This window comes from Flavihumibacter sp. UBA7668 (genome assembly GCF_002483205.1).
In the GTDB taxonomy this organism is placed as follows: Bacteria; Bacteroidota; Bacteroidia; order Chitinophagales; family Chitinophagaceae; genus Flavihumibacter.
In genome coordinates this window covers 140,162-158,610 of the sequence record NZ_DLHM01000006.1, presented here as the reverse complement: position 1 = coordinate 158,610, position 18,449 = coordinate 140,162, and the positions used below count along the sequence as shown (strand labels likewise).

Below are 18,449 nucleotides of genomic sequence, written 5' to 3'. Positions count from 1 at the left end.
GCCTATAGTTTTAGATCAAAAAACAATTAGATCCATTAACTTTCGGTAGTATAAAAATTATTAACCACCTTTAATTTCATAAATTATGGCGTTGGCTGTAATTTTAGAGCAACAAATCATTAAATGGAAAAATATTGGGACGTATTTATTTCCCATGCATCTGAAGACAAAGACACGATTGTGAGGCAACTAGCCGACACTCTAGAAAAACTCCAAGTTAAAGTATGGTATGACGAGTTCTCACTTAAGGTGGGTGACAGTTTGTCAAGAACTATTGACGACGGTCTTATAAAATCAAAGTTCGGGATTGTAATCATTTCAAAAAAATTCTTAGAGAAACGTTGGACTGACTACGAATATCGTTCGCTCCTTTCTAAGGAGGAGAACGAGACAAAAGTAATACTACCATTATGGCACGGTATTACACAAGAAGAGGTAAAAAGTTTCTCGTTATATCTATCCGACAAGTTTGCTCTTGACACCTCCAAAATGTCAATCAATAAACTTGCATTGAGTCTAATAGAAACAATTCGACCAGATATTTATCGGAATATCAAAGGCTATTACCTGTTCAAAAAAAGATTTAAGAATGCAGAGGAGGTAACAGTTGAATTTAGCGACTTAAAACCACAGGAAAAACCGCAAAGTAAGCTTTCTAAGCAATTAGAAGTAAGAGCAAGAAATATTCATTTCGGCATTGGACAGGTCTTGAATTCTACCATTGATGAAGATATCTATAACTACGAACTTGATCTACGACCTGACCGGGAAATACAAACATGGGAAATTATGAACTTATGTTTCTTGGAGCTGATTGACAAGTATAAAATCAAAGAGATAAAAGCCAAACAAGCAATAGCTTATTTACTAATCGGTGTTTCATTGGGTCAGCTGTTTAAGACGGATGACCTTTCGGATGAAAAAAAATATGAACTTTATGAACTTTGGAAGAAATATTTCTACGAATACTGATAAAACCACCACCGATAAGAGTGTTTACACAAGTTTAGCACGACGCTATAAGTTAAACGACGAACTAGCAAGGAATTCGTATTTTTCAATCAGCAGGAGTGATGCGAATCCCACACCTTCGCCGTAGGGGAAGTTTTTTTGCGACATTTGAAAATATTATGCAAACTATTTATCTAAAAGACTTTGTAAAGACAGGAAAGTTTGGTTCAATTGTTTTGGGAATGACTATTGATGAAGTCATTGAGATTTTGGGCACGCCTGAAGGAATAACGGACTACAAAAATGGGCATTCGGAAATAATATACGCCTATTACGAGTTCTTCTACTTAAGCGATAAAAGGATTCTATACGGAATTCAAAATGACCATTTAGCAACCTTTCCAAATATCAAAACAGGGCGGGTAAATAATAAAAATGACATTTGCTTTGAAAATGGAAAATTTAACATTGATATTTGGTTCTTAAAAAAGAATAGGTTCTTGACATTTAAAAACGTTACTGACAATCTTAGAAAAGAAAATATTGAATTCGAGTTGACGAAAGGATTTAACGATGACAACATTATTAAATTCGAAAGTGGTGTAACACTTGACTTTGATGACCTAAGCGGTATGACATCTTATGACCCAAACACAAAAGATTGGACATGGGCTGAAAAAATTGTTGATGATGACATGAAGATTTTGAACGGCATTAGATTATATGATTTATCGTTAACATAAGCAGCTGCTAGCATTCCATTGGAAATATAGTAGGAATGAATATATTCTCCGCTTTTACTTGGGATTGTCGTATATAGCACTCCGTCGCCGATCCAGCAGGGCACATGCATTCTTCAGGGTCGCTCTATTTCCGAGATAGAGATTCACCCTAATACGAAACACTTCTCAATACATACATTTTAGGAGCAACTTTCAATTTAATCCTAATCTTAAAAGGATTTAGGAGTAATTAAGAGAATCCGGAAAAACAACCAGGCATAATTCTGTCATTCAATTACAAAGAAACTACTCTCTGTTCCCCCTAATAATTAAACCTCACCTCTTCCACATACAACGGCAACCAAACCTGCATGGACGCTGCGCCCCGGTTATTCCAACTGAAATAAGGAATTGCCGTTACGGTTTGGGTGGTGGTTTGAACGGTTTTACGATCGGCACCAATACTGGTTACGGGTGCAGTAAAATTGATGACGTTGATGCCGCCCAGAAAATCTGGCCGGTACACCACATTGAAAGCGGGTTTCTCGGGTAATACCAGGTTCCAGGCAGCATTGTTATTGTCCTTGCTTTCCACACAATACACCAGCGGACCGTACTGAATAGCCATCCGGTTATTGTTCTGCTTTAACTCGGGATGGCTTACCACCAGCTTCGCTTCCATGGGCAATTGCAGACTTAGTTTATCGCCCTTCGTCCAGGTACGGTTGATTACCGCATAGCCATTTTCCATGGTGTACTCCACAGGTTTACCATTCACTTCAATGCGGGGAGCCGTTTTACTGTTTTCGGCATACTGGTATAAAGTTCCCGGTACCGGCTGATTCAGCCAGCCCGGCACCCGCAAACGCAGCGAAAACGCTTTCTTTCGTTCAGGCGTTACCATTAACTGCGTGTTACCTTTCCAGGGATAGCCGGTTTCCAGTTGCAGATTTACTTTAGTGCCGGCAATCTTTTGTGTTGTTTTACTGCCTACATAGAGGTTCACCCAAATGCCATCTGCTGAGGTGGAATAAATATAGTCGCCCACCGATGCTACCAGTCTCGATATATTGGACGGGCAACAGGCTGTTCCAAACCATTCACTCCGATTATGGTTGCCTGTTGATGCAAGCGGATTGACATAGAAAAAGCGATCGCCACTGAGCGATAATCCGTCCAATGCACCATTGTATAAACTGCGTTCCAGCACATCGGCATATTTAGCATCTCCGGTGAGCATGTTCATGCGCTGGTTCCAGAATACCATCCCAACCGATGCGCAGGTTTCGCCGTAGGCGTCTTTATTGGGAAGGTCATAATCGTCGCCAAAACCTTCGGTATGTTGTGTTGCGCCAATGGCGCCTGTGATGTACATATTGCGGTGCACCACATCTTCCCAAATGGCATTCATTGCCTCCATGTAGCCGGCATCATTCGTTACCGCGGCAACATCGGCCATGCTGGTATAAAGATACATGGCCCGTACGGCATGACCGGTTATCTCCCGTTGATGCTTAACCGGAACAGCATCCTGATAATAAAGGTGGGCGGTTTCCTCGTCCCACATACTACCCTGCCAATGCCCCCTGCCACGCTGTTCCAGGAACCACTTTGACAAATCGAGGTAGCGGTTAATACCGGTGTGATGATAGAGTTTCATCAGGGCCAGTTCTATTTCCTGGTGGCCGGGAACCCAGGGCCGGTTTGCCATCCGGAAAATAGAATCGATATGATCGGCAAAACGAATAGAAACATCCAGCAATTTCCGCTTGCCGGTAGTTTTATAATACGCGATGCCAGCTTCAATAAGGTGACCGGCACAATAGTCTTCGTGGCGATCCATATCTGTCCAGCGTTTATCCAAAGCCGTTAGTATATAATAGGTATTCAGGTACCCGTCGGGTAGTTGCGCTGCTTCAATTTTAGCGATCCATTCATCGGCTTTGGCTTCCACGGCAGCATCGGGCCGGTTTCGAAGGGAATAGGCGATTGCTTCCAGGGCTTTGTACACATCGGAATCGTCGAAGTAAGTGCCTTCAAATTTGCCTGACTTATGGGTGGCCGCGCGCTCGAAATTCCGTATGCGGCCGGTTTTGTTTTCGGTATAATCAATGCAGGCTTTGATGGTAACATTGGCTACTGTCGCCTGCCTGGGCGACCAGAAAGCATCTTCAATCGTAACGTCTGAAAAAGGCACGGGGTGCAGTTGCTGGATAGACTGGCTGTAAATAGTGGTTGCTGCGCAACTAAGTGCGGTGCAGATAAGCAATCGAATCATACGGCAAATTATCAAATAGGGGGATCAGATTGCTGTCGTTTTGCGTATAATGATCTTCATTTTGCTTTGGGGAGGGAGAATTGCGAAACCTAAATGATGGGAAATCCTCTAACGTTTAAGTCGAAGTAAAATATTATATTAGATGGGCGTGTAATACATCTTTACAACCCTCATTGGCATGAAAATATTTGGAAAGCTATTTGGAAAAAAACTCGCTCCTGAGAAGAGTTCTGCCTTAGACAAAAAACAAACGATTTACCACAAACCACCGAAGAGAAATTTGCTTCATTAAATTCAGACGAACGCCTGGGAGCGATTATCTGATACAGATGTACAGTTTACCGCCCTTAAACGAATTCATCTCTTTAAAGATCACCCAGACCTGATTCCATTCTTGAAATCACAAAACGAACAGGAAAAATATCCAAAACTTGAACCATACCTTTCCATGGCTTTAGAGAGGGTAGGAATAATATCACAGGAAGAACTCAATCAAAGACTCAATAGTACTACTTCAAAAAATGTCACTACATTCAATTCACGGTGGACAAGATTTGACAAAGGAAGATCTGTAAATACGTATGGTAGTGAAGGAGGAAAAATAACCGAGGATTGGGAATGTATAGACGGAGCAAGGGTTACTATTGAAAAAGACGGGTCTATTGCTCCTTACTCTGTTACATTAGGCATTTACAGGCTTATGTTTCATACACATTTTTCCAACACGGAAGATCGGGCAAAAGAATTCAGGGATTTTTCGATCGAAAAAATAGACGAACTATTTGCATTATATGATACTGCCGAATCTCAAAGAGATGAAACATGGCACGCAAATCACAATCGCCTGGTAAACGAAATTGCAGAGCAGTAGAATATAAGCCACCGCTGTAGGAGTCTAAAAACGCATGAAAGATACAGTTGTGATTATATTCTTAACTTTCTCTATTTTGCTATTATACCTGGCGGTAGTTACTTCGGTATGTGCCTGCATTCTATCAATACTAGTGTCTCTTCACACCTAAGTTGACGTGTAAAGTTTTTTGAGTTTAATTCTTGCCTGGCTTGTCGTAAACTGCCAGTTTATTTGTTGATTTTTGTTATTTCGATCTTTTTGCCAAGCTGCAATTGCGGACTTGACTTTTCCAATCGTATCGATATGCCTGCTGAGACATTGCCGGTTTATCACATTGAGTTCTATTTCAGCCATGTTTAGCCAACTGCCATGTTTGGGAGTATAGATAAACTCAAATCGATCCCAGATCCTCTTTGCTTCAGCTGGTGAAAAGACCTCATAGAATGAACCAGCACTGTGGGTTCCGTAATTATCCATGACCAGTGTGATCTTCTTTGCCTTGGGATACCATTCATCAGAAATACGTTTGATGAACAGTGCCCATTCCCTTCTGGTCTTTAGTTCCGTAACCGCGGTAAATCTTTTGCCTTTGAGTGGTTCGCTGGCCATGAAATCATTACACACCCCGTGCCGGATGTACTCGTAATCGACCCGCAGGTCTCTGCCTGGTTTCATGGGTATCGATGAACGTGCTTCCCGGATCAACTGTTTGGGCGATTCGTCCATGCAGATAACCGGATTGGATAGATTGTACGGCCTCTTGTAAACATCCAACACCTTTTCCATGTTAGCCACAAATTCACCGCTCCTGGCGTCTGGGATCACCCAGCCTTTGACTTTCCAGGGCTTAAGTTCGTTTTTTTTAACACCCGGCGAACCGTCTCATAGGAGATACTCTCGGCGTACTTCAATTCAACCATTTTGTCAGCCAGGAGCCGAAGTGACCATTTTGCATATCCCCTGGGCGGTTCGCTACAACACAAGGTGATTAATCGGGCTTCAACGTCTCCGTCTGCTTTCACATCGTAGATTCTGCTAGTGGGCCTTCGCTCCAACGTGGCCTCCAGGCCGCCGTCTATAAAACGAGCTTTGATCCGGTCGATCGTTCGCATGCCTATTTTCAACACGGTGCATATCTGCTCATTGGTGACCTTTTCTGCATACTTGCCTTCATCACAATTCAACAGCACATAGGCTGCGCGGAAAGTCTGAGAACTGTGAGAGCCTTTGCTGATAATATGCTGCAATTCTTCCCGCTCGCCCTTTGTCAAATGAACCGTGTATTTTACCATAGCCTTTTTTGGATGGCTAAGATACAAAAAAAGATAATACGTCATATTAAATGTGACGTGACACTAGTCCTAACCCCTCTTTTTTACCCCCGAAAAAAAATTATTTCAAAAGAGTTGAACAGGGAGGATATAGTTTTTACCTGATTTCAAAATAATAAAAGCAGCCTAATGATTATGAACCACTTGCCGAACTAGATAAGTTTTGCAAGCTCAAAGAAGTTACGATGAAGCTTGGATGAAGTATGGATGAAGTAAGGAATTAATACTACACGGCAACTTCGGCCATATTGAATTAGGAATCTCAAAAAATGATTTACTTACTCAGGGATTGAAGCCGGAAGCCTGGTTTGCAGAAAAATCAATGGTAGAATCCAATTGTTGGAAATATGGAGATTTTGAGTTTTATTTTGACGAAAACATGAAATTGGAGTCCATATTTACTGATTATGTGGCTAGTAAAATTGATGGTTGCTTTCACTACAGCTCGATTTTGAAAAGGAATTTAAAGAACCAGGCTACATTGTTATCTCCTTACCCAATGGAATTCATTTGGGATTTGATTATTCAGATAACCGCAATGAAGATCAAATTAATTGGACAATGACTTTCATCGAAAAAAAATCAGCGACTTAAATTCAACTGAAACAGCAATCATTCAATCAGTTATCCAAACCGTATTTTCTGCAATTCAGCTTCCTCTTTTACGATTTGTTCCGGGGGCCTTTTTCCCCTCTGTAAAAGGGTGAAAACAACCTGCAACTCTCTTTACTTTTTCGTACCTTTAATGTCTTCTAACCCATTCTGAATTTTTCTTTTCTATTCTACTCTGGTTCCTAGCTACAGCTGTATTAGTCCGCCTATATTTCACCAAACATTAAACTTATTGTTATGGCAACTACCGCTTTGGGCCCAACCATGGCCGGTGGGATTCAACCTATCATAAAAGACGGGTATGAACTCATCTATTATCCTGATGTAAATAACGATGCCCTGCAAAATGAAGGAAAGCCTCCGGTCTTTTACTGGCTTCCCAACTATGTACATATCGCCCGAAAAGACGGACGTGCAGACGGGGATCTCCAGTTTCTCATGCTTCGTTTTGCCGGCAGACAAACCAGTGAAGCCAATATCGGACTGGAAGAAGGAGAAAGCCGCGAAGTAGCCGGCGGCGTACTAGGCGTAACCACCACCGCCGCACCACCCGATCATGTACTGGAAGAAGGTCAGCAGGAAATCATCAATATGTACCAGGGAAAAGTGGATTATTTCTGGGGTATCCGCTCCAGCGTTAAACCAATTTTCCGTCCGGTTGTGATTACTGCCAACCACACCTCTATTTCTAACCTCTCCCCTAATCCGGATGGCTCCGTAGTACAACCCGTTTCCGGAACGCCTGCTACTCCGGTTAATCCAGCCGCGCCTGCAGCCCCAGCCGCACCCGTTGCCCCCAACCGCCAGGTGCGTTATGAAACCGTACCCGTTCCGCGCTTCATCACACAACCAGGATTTACCACCCGCTCCTTTGATAAAAGAAATGTACGGGATGGCAATCTCGATCCCTGGTATTTCAACATGCAGGGACAAGGCAACGGTTCCATTGATCCAATGGGACAAAATGCCTATTCCGGACTGATGGGTGTTTATCCGGCCAGCATATTGTATCAAGCCTTCAAAATGGCCTATACACCGGTACGTGTTTGCCAGGCGATGAAAGTAAAATTCTGGGTACCCATTATTGAAATCACCATCAAAGGAAACTGGGAACGCATTTTTGAACATTTCTCTGCCAATGCAAAAGGCAAATATTTATGGTTCTCTGCCGACATCAAAGCCGAATTCAATAACATGCGCATCAGCGGTGGAATTGAAGTGGATGTAAAAGTTGATCCAACCATTCCGGGAGCCGATAAAATTCAGGAATACGTAGACAAAAAAACCGACCTCATTTCTCAGAAGTTTATGGAACAGGCCAAGGGAATCATCTTTGATCCGCCACAACCCAATGTACAGGCAGCAGAAGCCAGTTCATCCGGCGGATTATTCGGACTCTGGGGCGCAGGTGTGGCGTTGAAATATCGCCGCGACAGCACCCGACTAAACCTGAGTTATCATGAAAAAAGACAGCTGGCCTACCTGCAGGATCATGTCATCTCTTCCAATCTGGAAGGAGCTTTTGATGAAATGAAAAAAGATCCCGAAGCAGAAAAAAAATATTTCGTAACAGTTTATATGGATGACTGGCCACGCAAACTGGCACGTATCATCAAGCCTGTTGTCAACTGGCCACAGCCGGCCATCAACTGGGCAGGCGAGCCTGTTTCCTTCCTCTCTGTTCAGGTTGGTTATCCAAATACAGCCGGAGAAATTGATTGGGTTGGACATATATTCGATGGCAGCGGCTCCCCTACCGAAACATGGAAAGTGGAAACCACCCAAAAAGCGGCAGCTGATGTATCCAATGCACCCGCCAACTGGACGCCCGATAAAACATTTATCAAACGCAAAGTACATATGCTGGAACCACCTGATCCGATTGCCAATCCTTTTGTACGGGTACAGATTGAGGACAATGAGATAGATCTGGATCCGGGAGAAAATGGCAGCATGGTAAATGATGTAACCCTGGAATTAAGGGCAGATGAAGCTGGACGCGTTCGGGTTGGACCATTAGGCTTAAATGTTGCATTGGAAGACAATAAACAACTGGTTGAAGTAACCTTCCAGGCAACGGATGAAAATGGGGCAGATTTAACCCGTTTTCCACCACAAAAATTCATCTGGAATAATCTTGATCAGGAATCTCCCCGCTTCTGGTCCGTTTTTAGTTCCGATTCCACCATTCGATCCTTCTTCAAATATCAGGTCAGAGTTATTGTAAAAGGCAGTCTTTTCACCAAAGGAATGGAATGGACGGGTCCATGGGTTCGGAGTATCGGCAATGGTCCGCTTACCGTAAGTGTACCATCCACCGAAGATGAAGGTGTAGTAATTAAACGTGATATAGCGTCCAAATCCAGGGAAATCACCATCCAGGCGCCTGCAACTAAAGGAAGCCGGGGAATAAGTACACCCGCAGCTCCAATGAAAGGGAGTTATGCAGTGGAAGAAGGCGGAAAAATTCATCAGCCTCCATCTGGTAAAACACCCCTTTCAAAAAAAATCGCAACCCGTGAAGTAAGCGGAAACGGTGGATGGAAACAGGTTTAATCTTTAAAGCGTTGTTGCCATGTCTACAGAAACATTACAGGAAAAAACCCTGCTCCTTGCCAATGGAACAGGCTGGCCCTATCTGGAAGAAGAGCTGGGCAGAATCAATATTTACCCCGTGCTGTCAGGCAGCAACAACGCTTTTACTTTTTTTATGGATCATTTGCCTTCGATTGAAGAATCAGTAAGCAGGATAGAACCCGAACGTGCCACAGCCAGCATCCGGTTATCGATGAACCTGCCGGAGTCTGCAACAGGCGGATACGTATTGCGAACGATGACCACATTACAGATTGTCCTGCAAAACGAATCAGGAAACCAGGCTTTGCTGGAAAAAAACTTTTCAGGAACAGAAACGCAGCTGCAGCTTTCTGTACCGGCAAATGCAGCCAATGCTTTTTTAAAAGCTACCCGGCAGGAAAAATCAGGACTTATTCTGAAAATAAGATCGGAAGTATACATATCCTCCAGTCAGCATCAGTATACCATCAGAAGCCAGGTATCATTGGAAGAGCTGCTACATGTATTTGAAAACTATCAGGTAAGTTTTAAATATTTCGATCCTGTCTACAATAATTACCGATTAATACCGGAACAAATAAAAGGGAATGAAGCAACCCGCTCAATTAATCCGCCTATTGCAGGTAAATTGGAAAGAGGCAGTATTGTCAATGCTAATTTTGCCCAATTATCAACCGCTTCTCTTCCGCTATTGTCCATCCAAAAGCAGGAACAGTTGGTATTTGATACCAAAATCAATTTACACCGCCTTGAAAACTGGACTATTGCCTTAACCGGACAGGAAAAAATAAAGGATTACCCAATAATTACGGATGCATCTTCCAGGTTTTGGTTGAACCGCAGAAATGAGCAGGAAGTACTTGCCTTACCCGAATTCCGGATCCTGGTTCCTGATTTGCAAACAAGCCCGGATCAATCGGCCTTTCGTTTTAGTTTTCAAAACACCGGATTAACAGATACAGGTGGAAAACCGGTATTGGAAGGATCGCTTCATATCACAGTAGATTGCACTATCAGCGAGGCAGTTAAAGCGGAGGCATTGGCTGCGCATCCCGGTAAAACCATCCGTCCAATCCGATTGGATCAGGTGAATTATCTACTGGAAATTCCCTATGTAAACGATCAGCAGGAAACTGTTAAGCTATCGCTTGTTCCCAGTGAAATGAAAAGCGGAACGGGAGAACAAACTCAACTGGTTTTCCGGCTGTTGAACAATGCCATCCGTATGTGTTATGCGGCTATCTCGGGTACCGAACCAAAATTGACCCTTCAGGTTATGCTGGCCTTTACCGGTTATTCCAAAGTGGAACCGCAATTATTGCAACTACAAAATATTGTTGGAGCTAAAATCTCGCAGATCAAACCAAACAGGAGTTTTCGTCCGGCACTGGCAAGTGCGATCAAACTGAATGCCCATATCCTTAGCCAGCCAATTACACACTTGCAGCCTGTGGTATTGGCCCAGTTGATTGAACCAACTGTCAAATACAAAAAACAGAGTTATATACGATCCCAATCAATTGAGCTGCATTTTCCCTGTGTTGAATATGGTCAGTATTATCTGGAAGAAACAGCCGGAGCAAGCACGGCCATTGGTTGTAAAGAAGCCTATAAACTGGGAGAAATTTCTCCTTCCTTTTATAGCCCTGTTCCTGATTTGGATACAGATCAGTATAAACTATTCCGGTCCACCAATGTACCGAACGATTTTCTGGTAGTTCCAACCAACTATATAATTGGAAGACAGCAGGTGGAAGAAGAGGGAAAAGAAGTATTCAAGCCAATGATTCTACTTTATTCCACCCTGGACGCCGTTACCGGCACCAGCAAATGGGTATTGGATGCAACACTTATTCCGGATCTGAATCCGGAAACCCGCTATGACCTGGAACAAGTATGTGCAAGGCTTACTCCTTATCCACCCAATTTGCATTACCTCACTGAAATACCGGCTGGTTCTGCGGAATCGGTTTTATCGCTGGATCATATGACAGGCACAAGCACCCGAATAGTTCCTTATGGAAAATTCATTCGGCTGACGGTTGAAACCGATATCAGTTCCATCCTGATTTTGTTGGAAATGCTCGAAAGAGATGCGATCAATGGTCTGTTCACAACAGTACTCTCAGCAACCGAAAAATATACCAGCAGACTTCAACCGGGATTGCAGAAAATTGGTGGAGAATGGCTTAATGGGCATGCAAGTATTTCCTATGATGGAGCCGGTCAGTTGAAACTTTTAAATCGTACAGAAAACCGGCTACAATTCTCCGGAATATTGGCTAAAACAAGTACAGGAGCGGCCATTCAGCTGGAACTCCTGGAAGAAATCGAAGGATTTGCCAGTCTGGAAAAAACAATTCCGGAGGATCAATACCTTGGCTTCATTCCGCAATACCAGGTGATCGATGCAAGTCCGATTGAACTGGAACAGATCAATAATTATATCGAAGATGTACAATGCCAGGTCATCTTTCTCAGTACAACGGATTTTAATGAAGAACAACTGGCGGGTGCCGAAATCACCTATAAATTAAAAAGTAGTACAGGGGAAAATATGCTTGAACTTACTGCACAGGAAAGAAGTCGGGAAGTTTATATACAAATGCCGGTTACCAATTTTCTATTGGAACGGGTAATCGAATACAGAATATCCAAACTGGTAAAATCGGATCAGACAGAAACGGTCGTACAGTCCGCTTTTATAGAACAGGATCTTAGTGATAAAGGAAACATCATCTATATCAATCTTTAAAAAATCAACTTATGTCAAGAGGAATCTCCCTCCACATCGGACTTAACCGGGTGGATAACAGCCAGTATCCCGGATTCATTATTCCGGATTTAGCAGGTTGCATCAATGATGCCAATTCCATGCGTTCAATTGCCCAACAAGCCGGGTTCAGTACCAGTGAGCAATTACTGGATGGACAGGCAACAGCGATGAATGTATTGCAAAAAATAAATGATGCTGCTTCCCAATTATGCAGTGGTGATATTTTTCTGCTTACCTATTCAGGACATGGAAGCCAGGTACCCGATGAAACGGGTGAGGAAGAAGATGGCATGAATGAAACCTGGATCTTATATGACCGCCAGCTGATCGATAATGAACTCTATACCTGTTGGAATAAATTTGCGGCGGGCGTTCGCATTTTTGTAACCTCGGATAGCTGCCATAGCGGATCAATGGTACGGATGCTCCTCTTAAATTATTTGCACGAAAAAAATCCGGGTAAACGGTCGCTGCGTAAAGTTTTTGATGAATCCGATATCAGCAAATTCTCTAAACAACTGGAAGAACATCCATCCCGTTCTGTACTGGTTGGACCAACCCGGAAAAGTATTCCTATTGCAGCCGGTTTGCAAAACTATGTAAAGAATAAAACCCTGTACCAGAATATTCAGTTTCTGACAAAAAATGCAAAAGCCGCCAATGAATTTGACGCTTCCCTCATCTATATTTCCGGATGCCAGGACAATCAACTAAGCGGAGATGGTGCAACCAACGGAGTATTTACAGGACGATTGTTGACCGTTTGGAATAATGGTAGTTTCAGTGGTCACTACCGAACATTTTATGATAATATAATTGCAGGTATGCCATCTGATCAGACACCGAATTACATGACACTTGGAACTAATCTTGCCTCTTTTGAAGCCCAGAAACCCTTCTGCATATTAGGTAGCAGCAGCGCTGGAAGCGGATCCGGAACCAATACAACACCTTCGGCCCTGCCTTCCATGCAGGCACCAACCAGTTGGAATGCAGCCAGCTTGCCACCCGGTTTCAATGTGGACAAAGCAGGCAATCCGCAGTATTATGTTGAATTTGCAACCGACCCCCAATTGTTTAATACTGCCACACATGAAAGTAGCAGAAACAGCAGTAATTTTTATGCAAGCTATGGAGATGAACAAAACAATTATGCACTCGAATCAGGAGATACCTATACCATGAAGTCCTATACCTGGGAGGCCTTAAAACACGCTCCGATAATCTACTTCAGAATCGGTTCCACAATCGATTACAGCTGGAATGGATGGAAGGTATCTTTCCAGGACAGTGAATTTGCTCAGGCACCCTCCTTCCAGGTTATTATGGCAGGAGAAGTGGAAGAACCTGTAATGGATCCGGAACCTATTACAGATGATACTCCTGAAGAACATGAAACAGGCAGTAACAGAATCCTGCAATCAGTTGGAAGCGGAGGCAGTAACCAGGCTGGAGATGTACGGCTGATTCAGCAATTGCTCAAACAGGTTTCAGTAGCTGAAGGCGGTACCCCGGGAATTGTTGTTGACGGAAAATCCGGACCTGCAACCGTTGCAGCAATAAAGAAATTTCAGAATGCCAATGAATGCGCACCATCCGGAATATTCCGTCCGGGTATGGGTTCTGTTATATTGCTCTATATAAAAGCAGGAGTGGCTACCTATAATATGCGGATGATGGAAGAGATGGAATATTAAAAACAGACCCAAATAAAAAAGCATTTCCCGAAAGAAATGCTTTTTTATTTGGTGTCGAATGAAAATTTTTATTCACTTGAATGGCTGCCAAACATCCAGCCAACCGAGAAACCTATAGCGTCCAGTGAACGTAATTTTTGTTCACTTGTGTTGTAAAGATTCGTCGTACCAATATTTATAAAACTGCTTAATGCAATACCATTGGCAAACTGGTATCCGGCTTTCACCTGAACACCTATATCCATGCGTTTTAATTGCTCGTCACCAGATCCGAACTCAATATCCTCAGACCAACCGTCGGATGAATATTTACCCGACATATTATACATGAAATTTGGTCCAAGTCCGGCAAAAAGTGTACTGCTGTTGTCAAATACATGCGAATACATAATAGGAACGGGAATGGATATGCGACTCAGTTTAATTTCATCCATATCGTCGTAACTCATCTTTCCGGTTCTGAATAAAACAGAAGGGCGTACTGCGAGGAAATGGTTCAACTGAAAATGGGCGGTAACACCTCCGTGAATATTAGCGCCGGCATAAGTGTCTGCATCCTGGTCATACAAACCGGAGGCGGTGAAACCTAATTCAGGACCCACACTAATCTGTGCAAATGAAGCTGAGGAAAAAGAAATAAGGCCAATAAATGCCATTCCCAATGGCTTAAGAAGGGTTTTTCTCATGGTAAAGTTAATTTTAATCCTGCAAAATTATACGCGGTTTTGAGATCTCATAATTTATTGGCATATTTTTTCCTGATATCGTAACAGCTGATCCATCATCTGCTGCTAGCTTTGGCCCCGCAGTAATAAATCCCTTAATTGAACAATGATGAATCAGTTCTTTTTTCGAATACTTATCTCCATTATTTCTCTCACCGTTGGAACCTGTTGTTTAGCCCAGGAAGTCCGGATACAGGTCAGCCATCCCGACAAAACACCGGTTCATATGGCTTCCATCCTTATAAATGGGAAACATATAGGATTAACTGATAATACTGGACTGTTTACGTATAATAATACAAGCAATAACCCTTTTCGTTTGCGCGTTGAATCACTTGGCATGAAGCCTTATGAAGCAGTTCTTGCAGCAGACACCATAACTAATCCGGTTAAAATTGTACTGGAAGAGGGAGCTTATCTCGAAAATGTAGTGGTAACCGCCGGACGCAGATCGGAATATATTTCAGCTGTACCTTCTTCTGTAACCATATTAACGGCAAAAGACATCGCCAGTCAAGGTCAGATTGCCACCAACCTGTCTGCCATATTGGGTAATACAGTACCAGGACTTGCTACTGCCTCCAATCGTGCTACCAATGCCGGACAAACCCTGCGCGGAAGACAGGTATTGGTACTGGTAGATGGCATACCGCAATCCACGCCACTCATGAACGGGCAGCGGGATCTCCGAACCATTGATCCCGGAGTAATTGAGCGGGTGGAAGTAGTAAAAGGAGCAACTTCTATCTATGGCAATGGTTCTGCCGGAGGCATTATTAATTATATAACCAAAACAGCCAGAAAATCAGATCCGGCTTTTGGAGGAACAACCACTCTGAGAGGTACGATACAGCCTTTTGATGGTGCAGGCACAGGTGGTTATCGGGTTGCACAAAATATATACGGTCATAAAAACCGCTGGAATTATGTAGCCAGTGGAGCGGTGGAATACATGGGTGTGCAAAGAGATGGAGACGGGATCGTTTTGGGACAAACAGACGGACTTTCCAATTCGTATCAATACAATGCATTTGCCAAGGTCGGATATGCAATTTCAGACAATAGCAGCATCACGGCTTTTTACAATTTTTATTCAAGTACCTCCCATGCGAAATACATTACACAAACCGGAAAATTCGGTGAAACACCGGCAATTGGTATAAGAGGCGACGACCCGGGTGAGCCGGCAGGAACGCCCTTTAATCACAATGCCATGCTGAGCTTCAGCAAGAAAAACCTGTTTGGTAACACGCAGCTTGACATCACGGCCTATATGAATTCATTTCGTTCAATGAATCGATATGTTGCAAATGCCACTGCCTGGTACGGGCCCGGACAAACCAAGATCAACTCCCGCAAAAAAGGGGTACGCCTAAACCTGCATACGCCCATTCAAATCAGCAACCGGCTGCTTGAATTAAGCTATGGGTTGGATGTGCTGAATGATAAAACCAATCAGGATCTTACCGATGGCAGGGTATATATCCCCAATATGAATATGGTGAACCTGGCTCCCTATGCCCAGGCGAAATTGGACATTTTTCAAAATCTGGTGTTCAAAGGTGGTGTTCGGTATGAAAATGCCCGGGTTACAATCAAGGACTTTAATACCATCGCAACCGGTCCGGGTAATGAAGGAAGCATTGCCGTTAAAGGAGGTAAAATCCCTTATAATGGTGCTACATTCAATGCAGGATTACGGTACAATAAGTACGAATTCTTTAATCCCTTCATCAGCTTTTCACAGGGATTTGCCATCAATGAATTGGGAAGAATCGTGCGTCGGGCTACAGACAGTGATCTGGATAGTTTAAAAACCGACCCAATCATTACCAATAATTATGAAATCGGATTTTCCAGTACAGTGGGCATTGTTGATTTTACGGCAGCCTATTTTATCAGTCATTCCAAACTAGGCGTTGAATTAGTGGATGTGGGCGGCTATTTTATGCCGCAACGCTTACCAGAAACGATCCGGGGGTTTGAACTAACGTTAAATGTGTCTCCATCAGAAGTATGGAAATTCGGCGGCTCCTATGCCTTTGTGGAAGGAAAATCCGAGGCAGACAATGGAACAAAAAATTACCTGAACGGTACCCGAATTGCACCTCCAAAAGCAACCGGTTATTTATCCTTCACACCAAAAAAATCAATGAATATTCAATTATTCTGGCTGAATACCGGAAGCAGAAACAGATTTGATAAAGGCAGCAACGGACTCTATAGGGGAAATGAAGGCGAGGTGAAAGCAGTGAATCTTTTCAATTTGTCGGCAGCCTATTCAATCAATAAAAACTGGAGTCTCGGAATAGGTATAGAAAATATTTTCAATACCACCTACTACCCTGTTTCCAGCCAGTATGGAGCCAATAATGCCACTTATTTCAGAGGTCCGGGTACGGTATCTTCGCTTAATATCGGGTACAAATTTTAATGAAAAAGGAACTCTTTTTTCAGATTCATAAATGGCTGGGGATCCTCAGTGGGTTAATTGTATTTGTTGTTTGCATAACAGGTTGTATCTATACTTTCTATGATGAATTAAAATTGCAATTTTATCCAGACCGATACCTGATTGAAACGCCAACAGATAATAGCACACCGCTGCCCCTGAGCAATCTGACAAAGCTTGCTCAGGCTGCTTTACCGGCCAATGAAAAAATAACAAGAGTCGATTTATATCCGGCCAGCAATCGTACCTGGATTTTTCGGGCACAGAAAACAGACGAAGCTGCATTTGGCTATGGCAGGTATCAGCAATACTACAAGCGTGTTTTTCTTGACCCTTATACAGGTAATATCCGGTTTGTAGAGAATACCAAATACGAGTTTTTTCAGGTGGTTTTGCAACTGCATATGAACCTCTTGCTGGGAAAAAAAATGGGCGCTTTACTGGTGAATATTGCTACCAGTCTGTTTTTAGTTTTACTGCTTACCGGAATGGTATTGTGGTGGCCCAGGAACTGGAAATGGAAAAATCTAAGAAGAGCCATCTGGCTAAACACTTCCGTCAAATGGAAAAGACTGGTGTATGACCTGCACAATGTGTCGGGGTTTTATAGTCTGTTTTTTGCCATTATACTTAGTTTCACCGGACTTGTATTTGGCTTTGAATCCGTTAAAAAAAACTATGTCCGGTTTTTTAACCAGTTTTCAGATGCAACCCTAAAAAAAGAAATACAACCCCAAACCATTCCCGGGGTTTTCAGTGATCCACTAGACAATGCATTATATTTTACATTGGCCAATAACAGCCAGGCTGATATGATGTCGATTCGCTTGCGCAACAGCAACCAAAACCAACACGATATTCAGGTGCGGTTGAAACCAAATAGAACCGGATCCTTCCGATGGTATTATTTTGATGGAAGCGGCACCCAAATAAAGGAAATCAGATCCGGTTCCACATTAGCGCTGGGAGATCGCCTGGTGACACTCAATTTCGATTTACACACCGGAAGTATTGGAGGAATTCCTACCCGAATATTGGCTTTTATTGTTTCTTTAATTGGTGCTGCATTACCTGTAACCGGATATATCATGTGGTGGAACAAAAGAAAAAAGAAATAGCTATCCGCAAATCAGCAATTCTCCTATCGATAAATGGTATTGTTAATGTTATTGAGTATGGCATGAATTACAACAATGAACACATCCATTTACTTGTTGAAATATCTTTTTTGCAGCAATAACTGCAGTAACGCAAGAAACATGTTCGTCTAAATAATATAGATTTATCTGGTTTGGCATCCAGTAGCATCCTTCTACATGTACTTCATGATCCCCATTAATTTGTGCCTGCTTATTTACATAATACTTTTTCATAAACAATAATTTATCCTAAAATAAATAATAGCTATGGTATGACTTTACGGGAAACCATAATATTCAATAAATAATTCAGATTAAATTCATTGGCAACAAAAA

The 18,449-nt window shown here is 42.7% G+C and carries 11 protein-coding genes; 8 read left to right on the top strand and 3 right to left on the bottom strand.

Annotation, left to right across the window (positions count from 1 at the left end; genetic code table 11):
- Positions 1 to 123 precede the first annotated feature (123 nt).
- The gene (locus B2746_RS17340; protein ID WP_290796511.1) at positions 124 to 972 is read left to right on the top strand and encodes a toll/interleukin-1 receptor domain-containing protein; all 849 of its coding nucleotides are present in this window, start codon (positions 124 to 126) and stop codon (positions 970 to 972) included.
- 98 nt (positions 973 to 1,070) lie between these two features.
- Positions 1,071 to 1,694 carry a hypothetical protein gene (locus B2746_RS17335; RefSeq protein WP_290796509.1) on the top strand — a complete coding sequence of 208 codons (624 nt, stop codon included), beginning with the start codon at positions 1,071 to 1,073 and terminating at the stop codon, positions 1,692 to 1,694.
- Positions 1,695 to 1,995: 301 nt separating this feature from the next.
- On the opposite strand, the gene B2746_RS17330 is transcribed toward B2746_RS17335, so the two are convergent.
- Positions 1,996 to 3,951 carry a glycoside hydrolase family 127 protein gene (locus B2746_RS17330; protein ID WP_290796506.1) on the bottom strand — a complete coding sequence of 652 codons (1,956 nt, stop codon included), beginning with the start codon at positions 3,949 to 3,951 and terminating at the stop codon, positions 1,996 to 1,998.
- Between the two features lie 394 nt (positions 3,952 to 4,345).
- Between B2746_RS17330 and B2746_RS17325 the strand changes: the two genes are divergently transcribed.
- On the top strand, positions 4,346 to 4,822 hold the full coding sequence (locus B2746_RS17325; RefSeq protein WP_290796504.1) for a hypothetical protein: 477 nt from the start codon (positions 4,346 to 4,348) through the stop codon (positions 4,820 to 4,822).
- A 147-nt stretch (positions 4,823 to 4,969) separates the two neighbouring features.
- Here B2746_RS17325 and B2746_RS17320 read toward each other — a convergent pair.
- Positions 4,970 to 6,096, bottom strand: a protein-coding gene (locus B2746_RS17320; protein ID WP_290796750.1) for an IS630 family transposase whose coding sequence is annotated in 2 segments (ribosomal slippage) — positions 4,970 to 5,673 and positions 5,673 to 6,096 — 1,128 coding nt in all. Because the reading frame shifts where the segments join, the coding sequence is not laid out codon by codon here.
- An 888-nt stretch (positions 6,097 to 6,984) separates the two neighbouring features.
- Here B2746_RS17320 and B2746_RS17315 point away from each other — a divergent pair.
- From B2746_RS17315 to B2746_RS17305, 3 genes are read left to right on the top strand one after another with little or no spacing between them, the layout of a single operon-like run.
- On the top strand, positions 6,985 to 9,303 hold the full coding sequence (locus tag B2746_RS17315) for a hypothetical protein (RefSeq protein ID WP_290796503.1): 2,319 nt from the start codon (positions 6,985 to 6,987) through the stop codon (positions 9,301 to 9,303).
- Positions 9,304 to 9,322: 19 nt separating this feature from the next.
- Positions 9,323 to 12,079, top strand: a complete 2,757-nt coding sequence (locus tag B2746_RS17310; RefSeq protein WP_290796500.1) for a hypothetical protein — start codon at positions 9,323 to 9,325, stop codon at positions 12,077 to 12,079.
- 11 nt (positions 12,080 to 12,090) lie between these two features.
- A complete protein-coding gene (locus B2746_RS17305) occupies positions 12,091 to 13,797 on the top strand; it encodes a caspase family protein (RefSeq protein ID WP_290796497.1) in 1,707 nt (568 codons plus the stop codon).
- A 68-nt stretch (positions 13,798 to 13,865) separates the two neighbouring features.
- Here the strand turns inward: B2746_RS17305 and B2746_RS17300 are convergent, their stop codons facing one another.
- The gene (locus B2746_RS17300; protein ID WP_290796494.1) at positions 13,866 to 14,483 is read right to left on the bottom strand and encodes a porin family protein; all 618 of its coding nucleotides are present in this window, start codon (positions 14,481 to 14,483) and stop codon (positions 13,866 to 13,868) included.
- 148 nt (positions 14,484 to 14,631) lie between these two features.
- Here B2746_RS17300 and B2746_RS17295 point away from each other — a divergent pair, with 148 nt between their 5' ends.
- Together B2746_RS17295 and B2746_RS17290 are read left to right on the top strand one after the other, a co-directional pair.
- The gene (locus B2746_RS17295; RefSeq protein ID WP_290796491.1) at positions 14,632 to 16,956 is read left to right on the top strand and encodes a TonB-dependent receptor; all 2,325 of its coding nucleotides are present in this window, start codon (positions 14,632 to 14,634) and stop codon (positions 16,954 to 16,956) included.
- Positions 16,956 to 18,092: a PepSY-associated TM helix domain-containing protein gene (locus tag B2746_RS17290; protein ID WP_290796488.1), complete on the top strand. Its 1,137-nt coding sequence runs from the start codon at positions 16,956 to 16,958 to the stop codon at positions 18,090 to 18,092. Before B2746_RS17295 ends, B2746_RS17290 begins: the two co-directional genes overlap by 1 nt.
- Positions 18,093 to 18,449: the final 357 nt, after the last annotated feature.

Bases quoted from the DNA above. Each gene is read 5' to 3' on its own strand.
- B2746_RS17315 (WP_290796503.1), top strand. From the start codon at position 6,985: ATGGCAACTACCGCTTTGGGCCCAACCATGGCCGGTGGGATTCAACCT.
- B2746_RS17295 (WP_290796491.1), top strand. From the start codon at position 14,632: ATGAATCAGTTCTTTTTTCGAATACTTATCTCCATTATTTCTCTCACC.
- B2746_RS17290 (WP_290796488.1), top strand. From the start codon at position 16,956: ATGAAAAAGGAACTCTTTTTTCAGATTCATAAATGGCTGGGGATCCTC.
- B2746_RS17300 (WP_290796494.1), bottom strand. From the start codon at position 14,483: ATGAGAAAAACCCTTCTTAAGCCATTGGGAATGGCATTTATTGGCCTT.
- B2746_RS17340 (WP_290796511.1), top strand. From the start codon at position 124: ATGGAAAAATATTGGGACGTATTTATTTCCCATGCATCTGAAGACAAA.
- B2746_RS17330 (WP_290796506.1), bottom strand. From the start codon at position 3,951: ATGATTCGATTGCTTATCTGCACCGCACTTAGTTGCGCAGCAACCACT.
- B2746_RS17310 (WP_290796500.1), top strand. From the start codon at position 9,323: ATGTCTACAGAAACATTACAGGAAAAAACCCTGCTCCTTGCCAATGGA.
- B2746_RS17305 (WP_290796497.1), top strand. From the start codon at position 12,091: ATGTCAAGAGGAATCTCCCTCCACATCGGACTTAACCGGGTGGATAAC.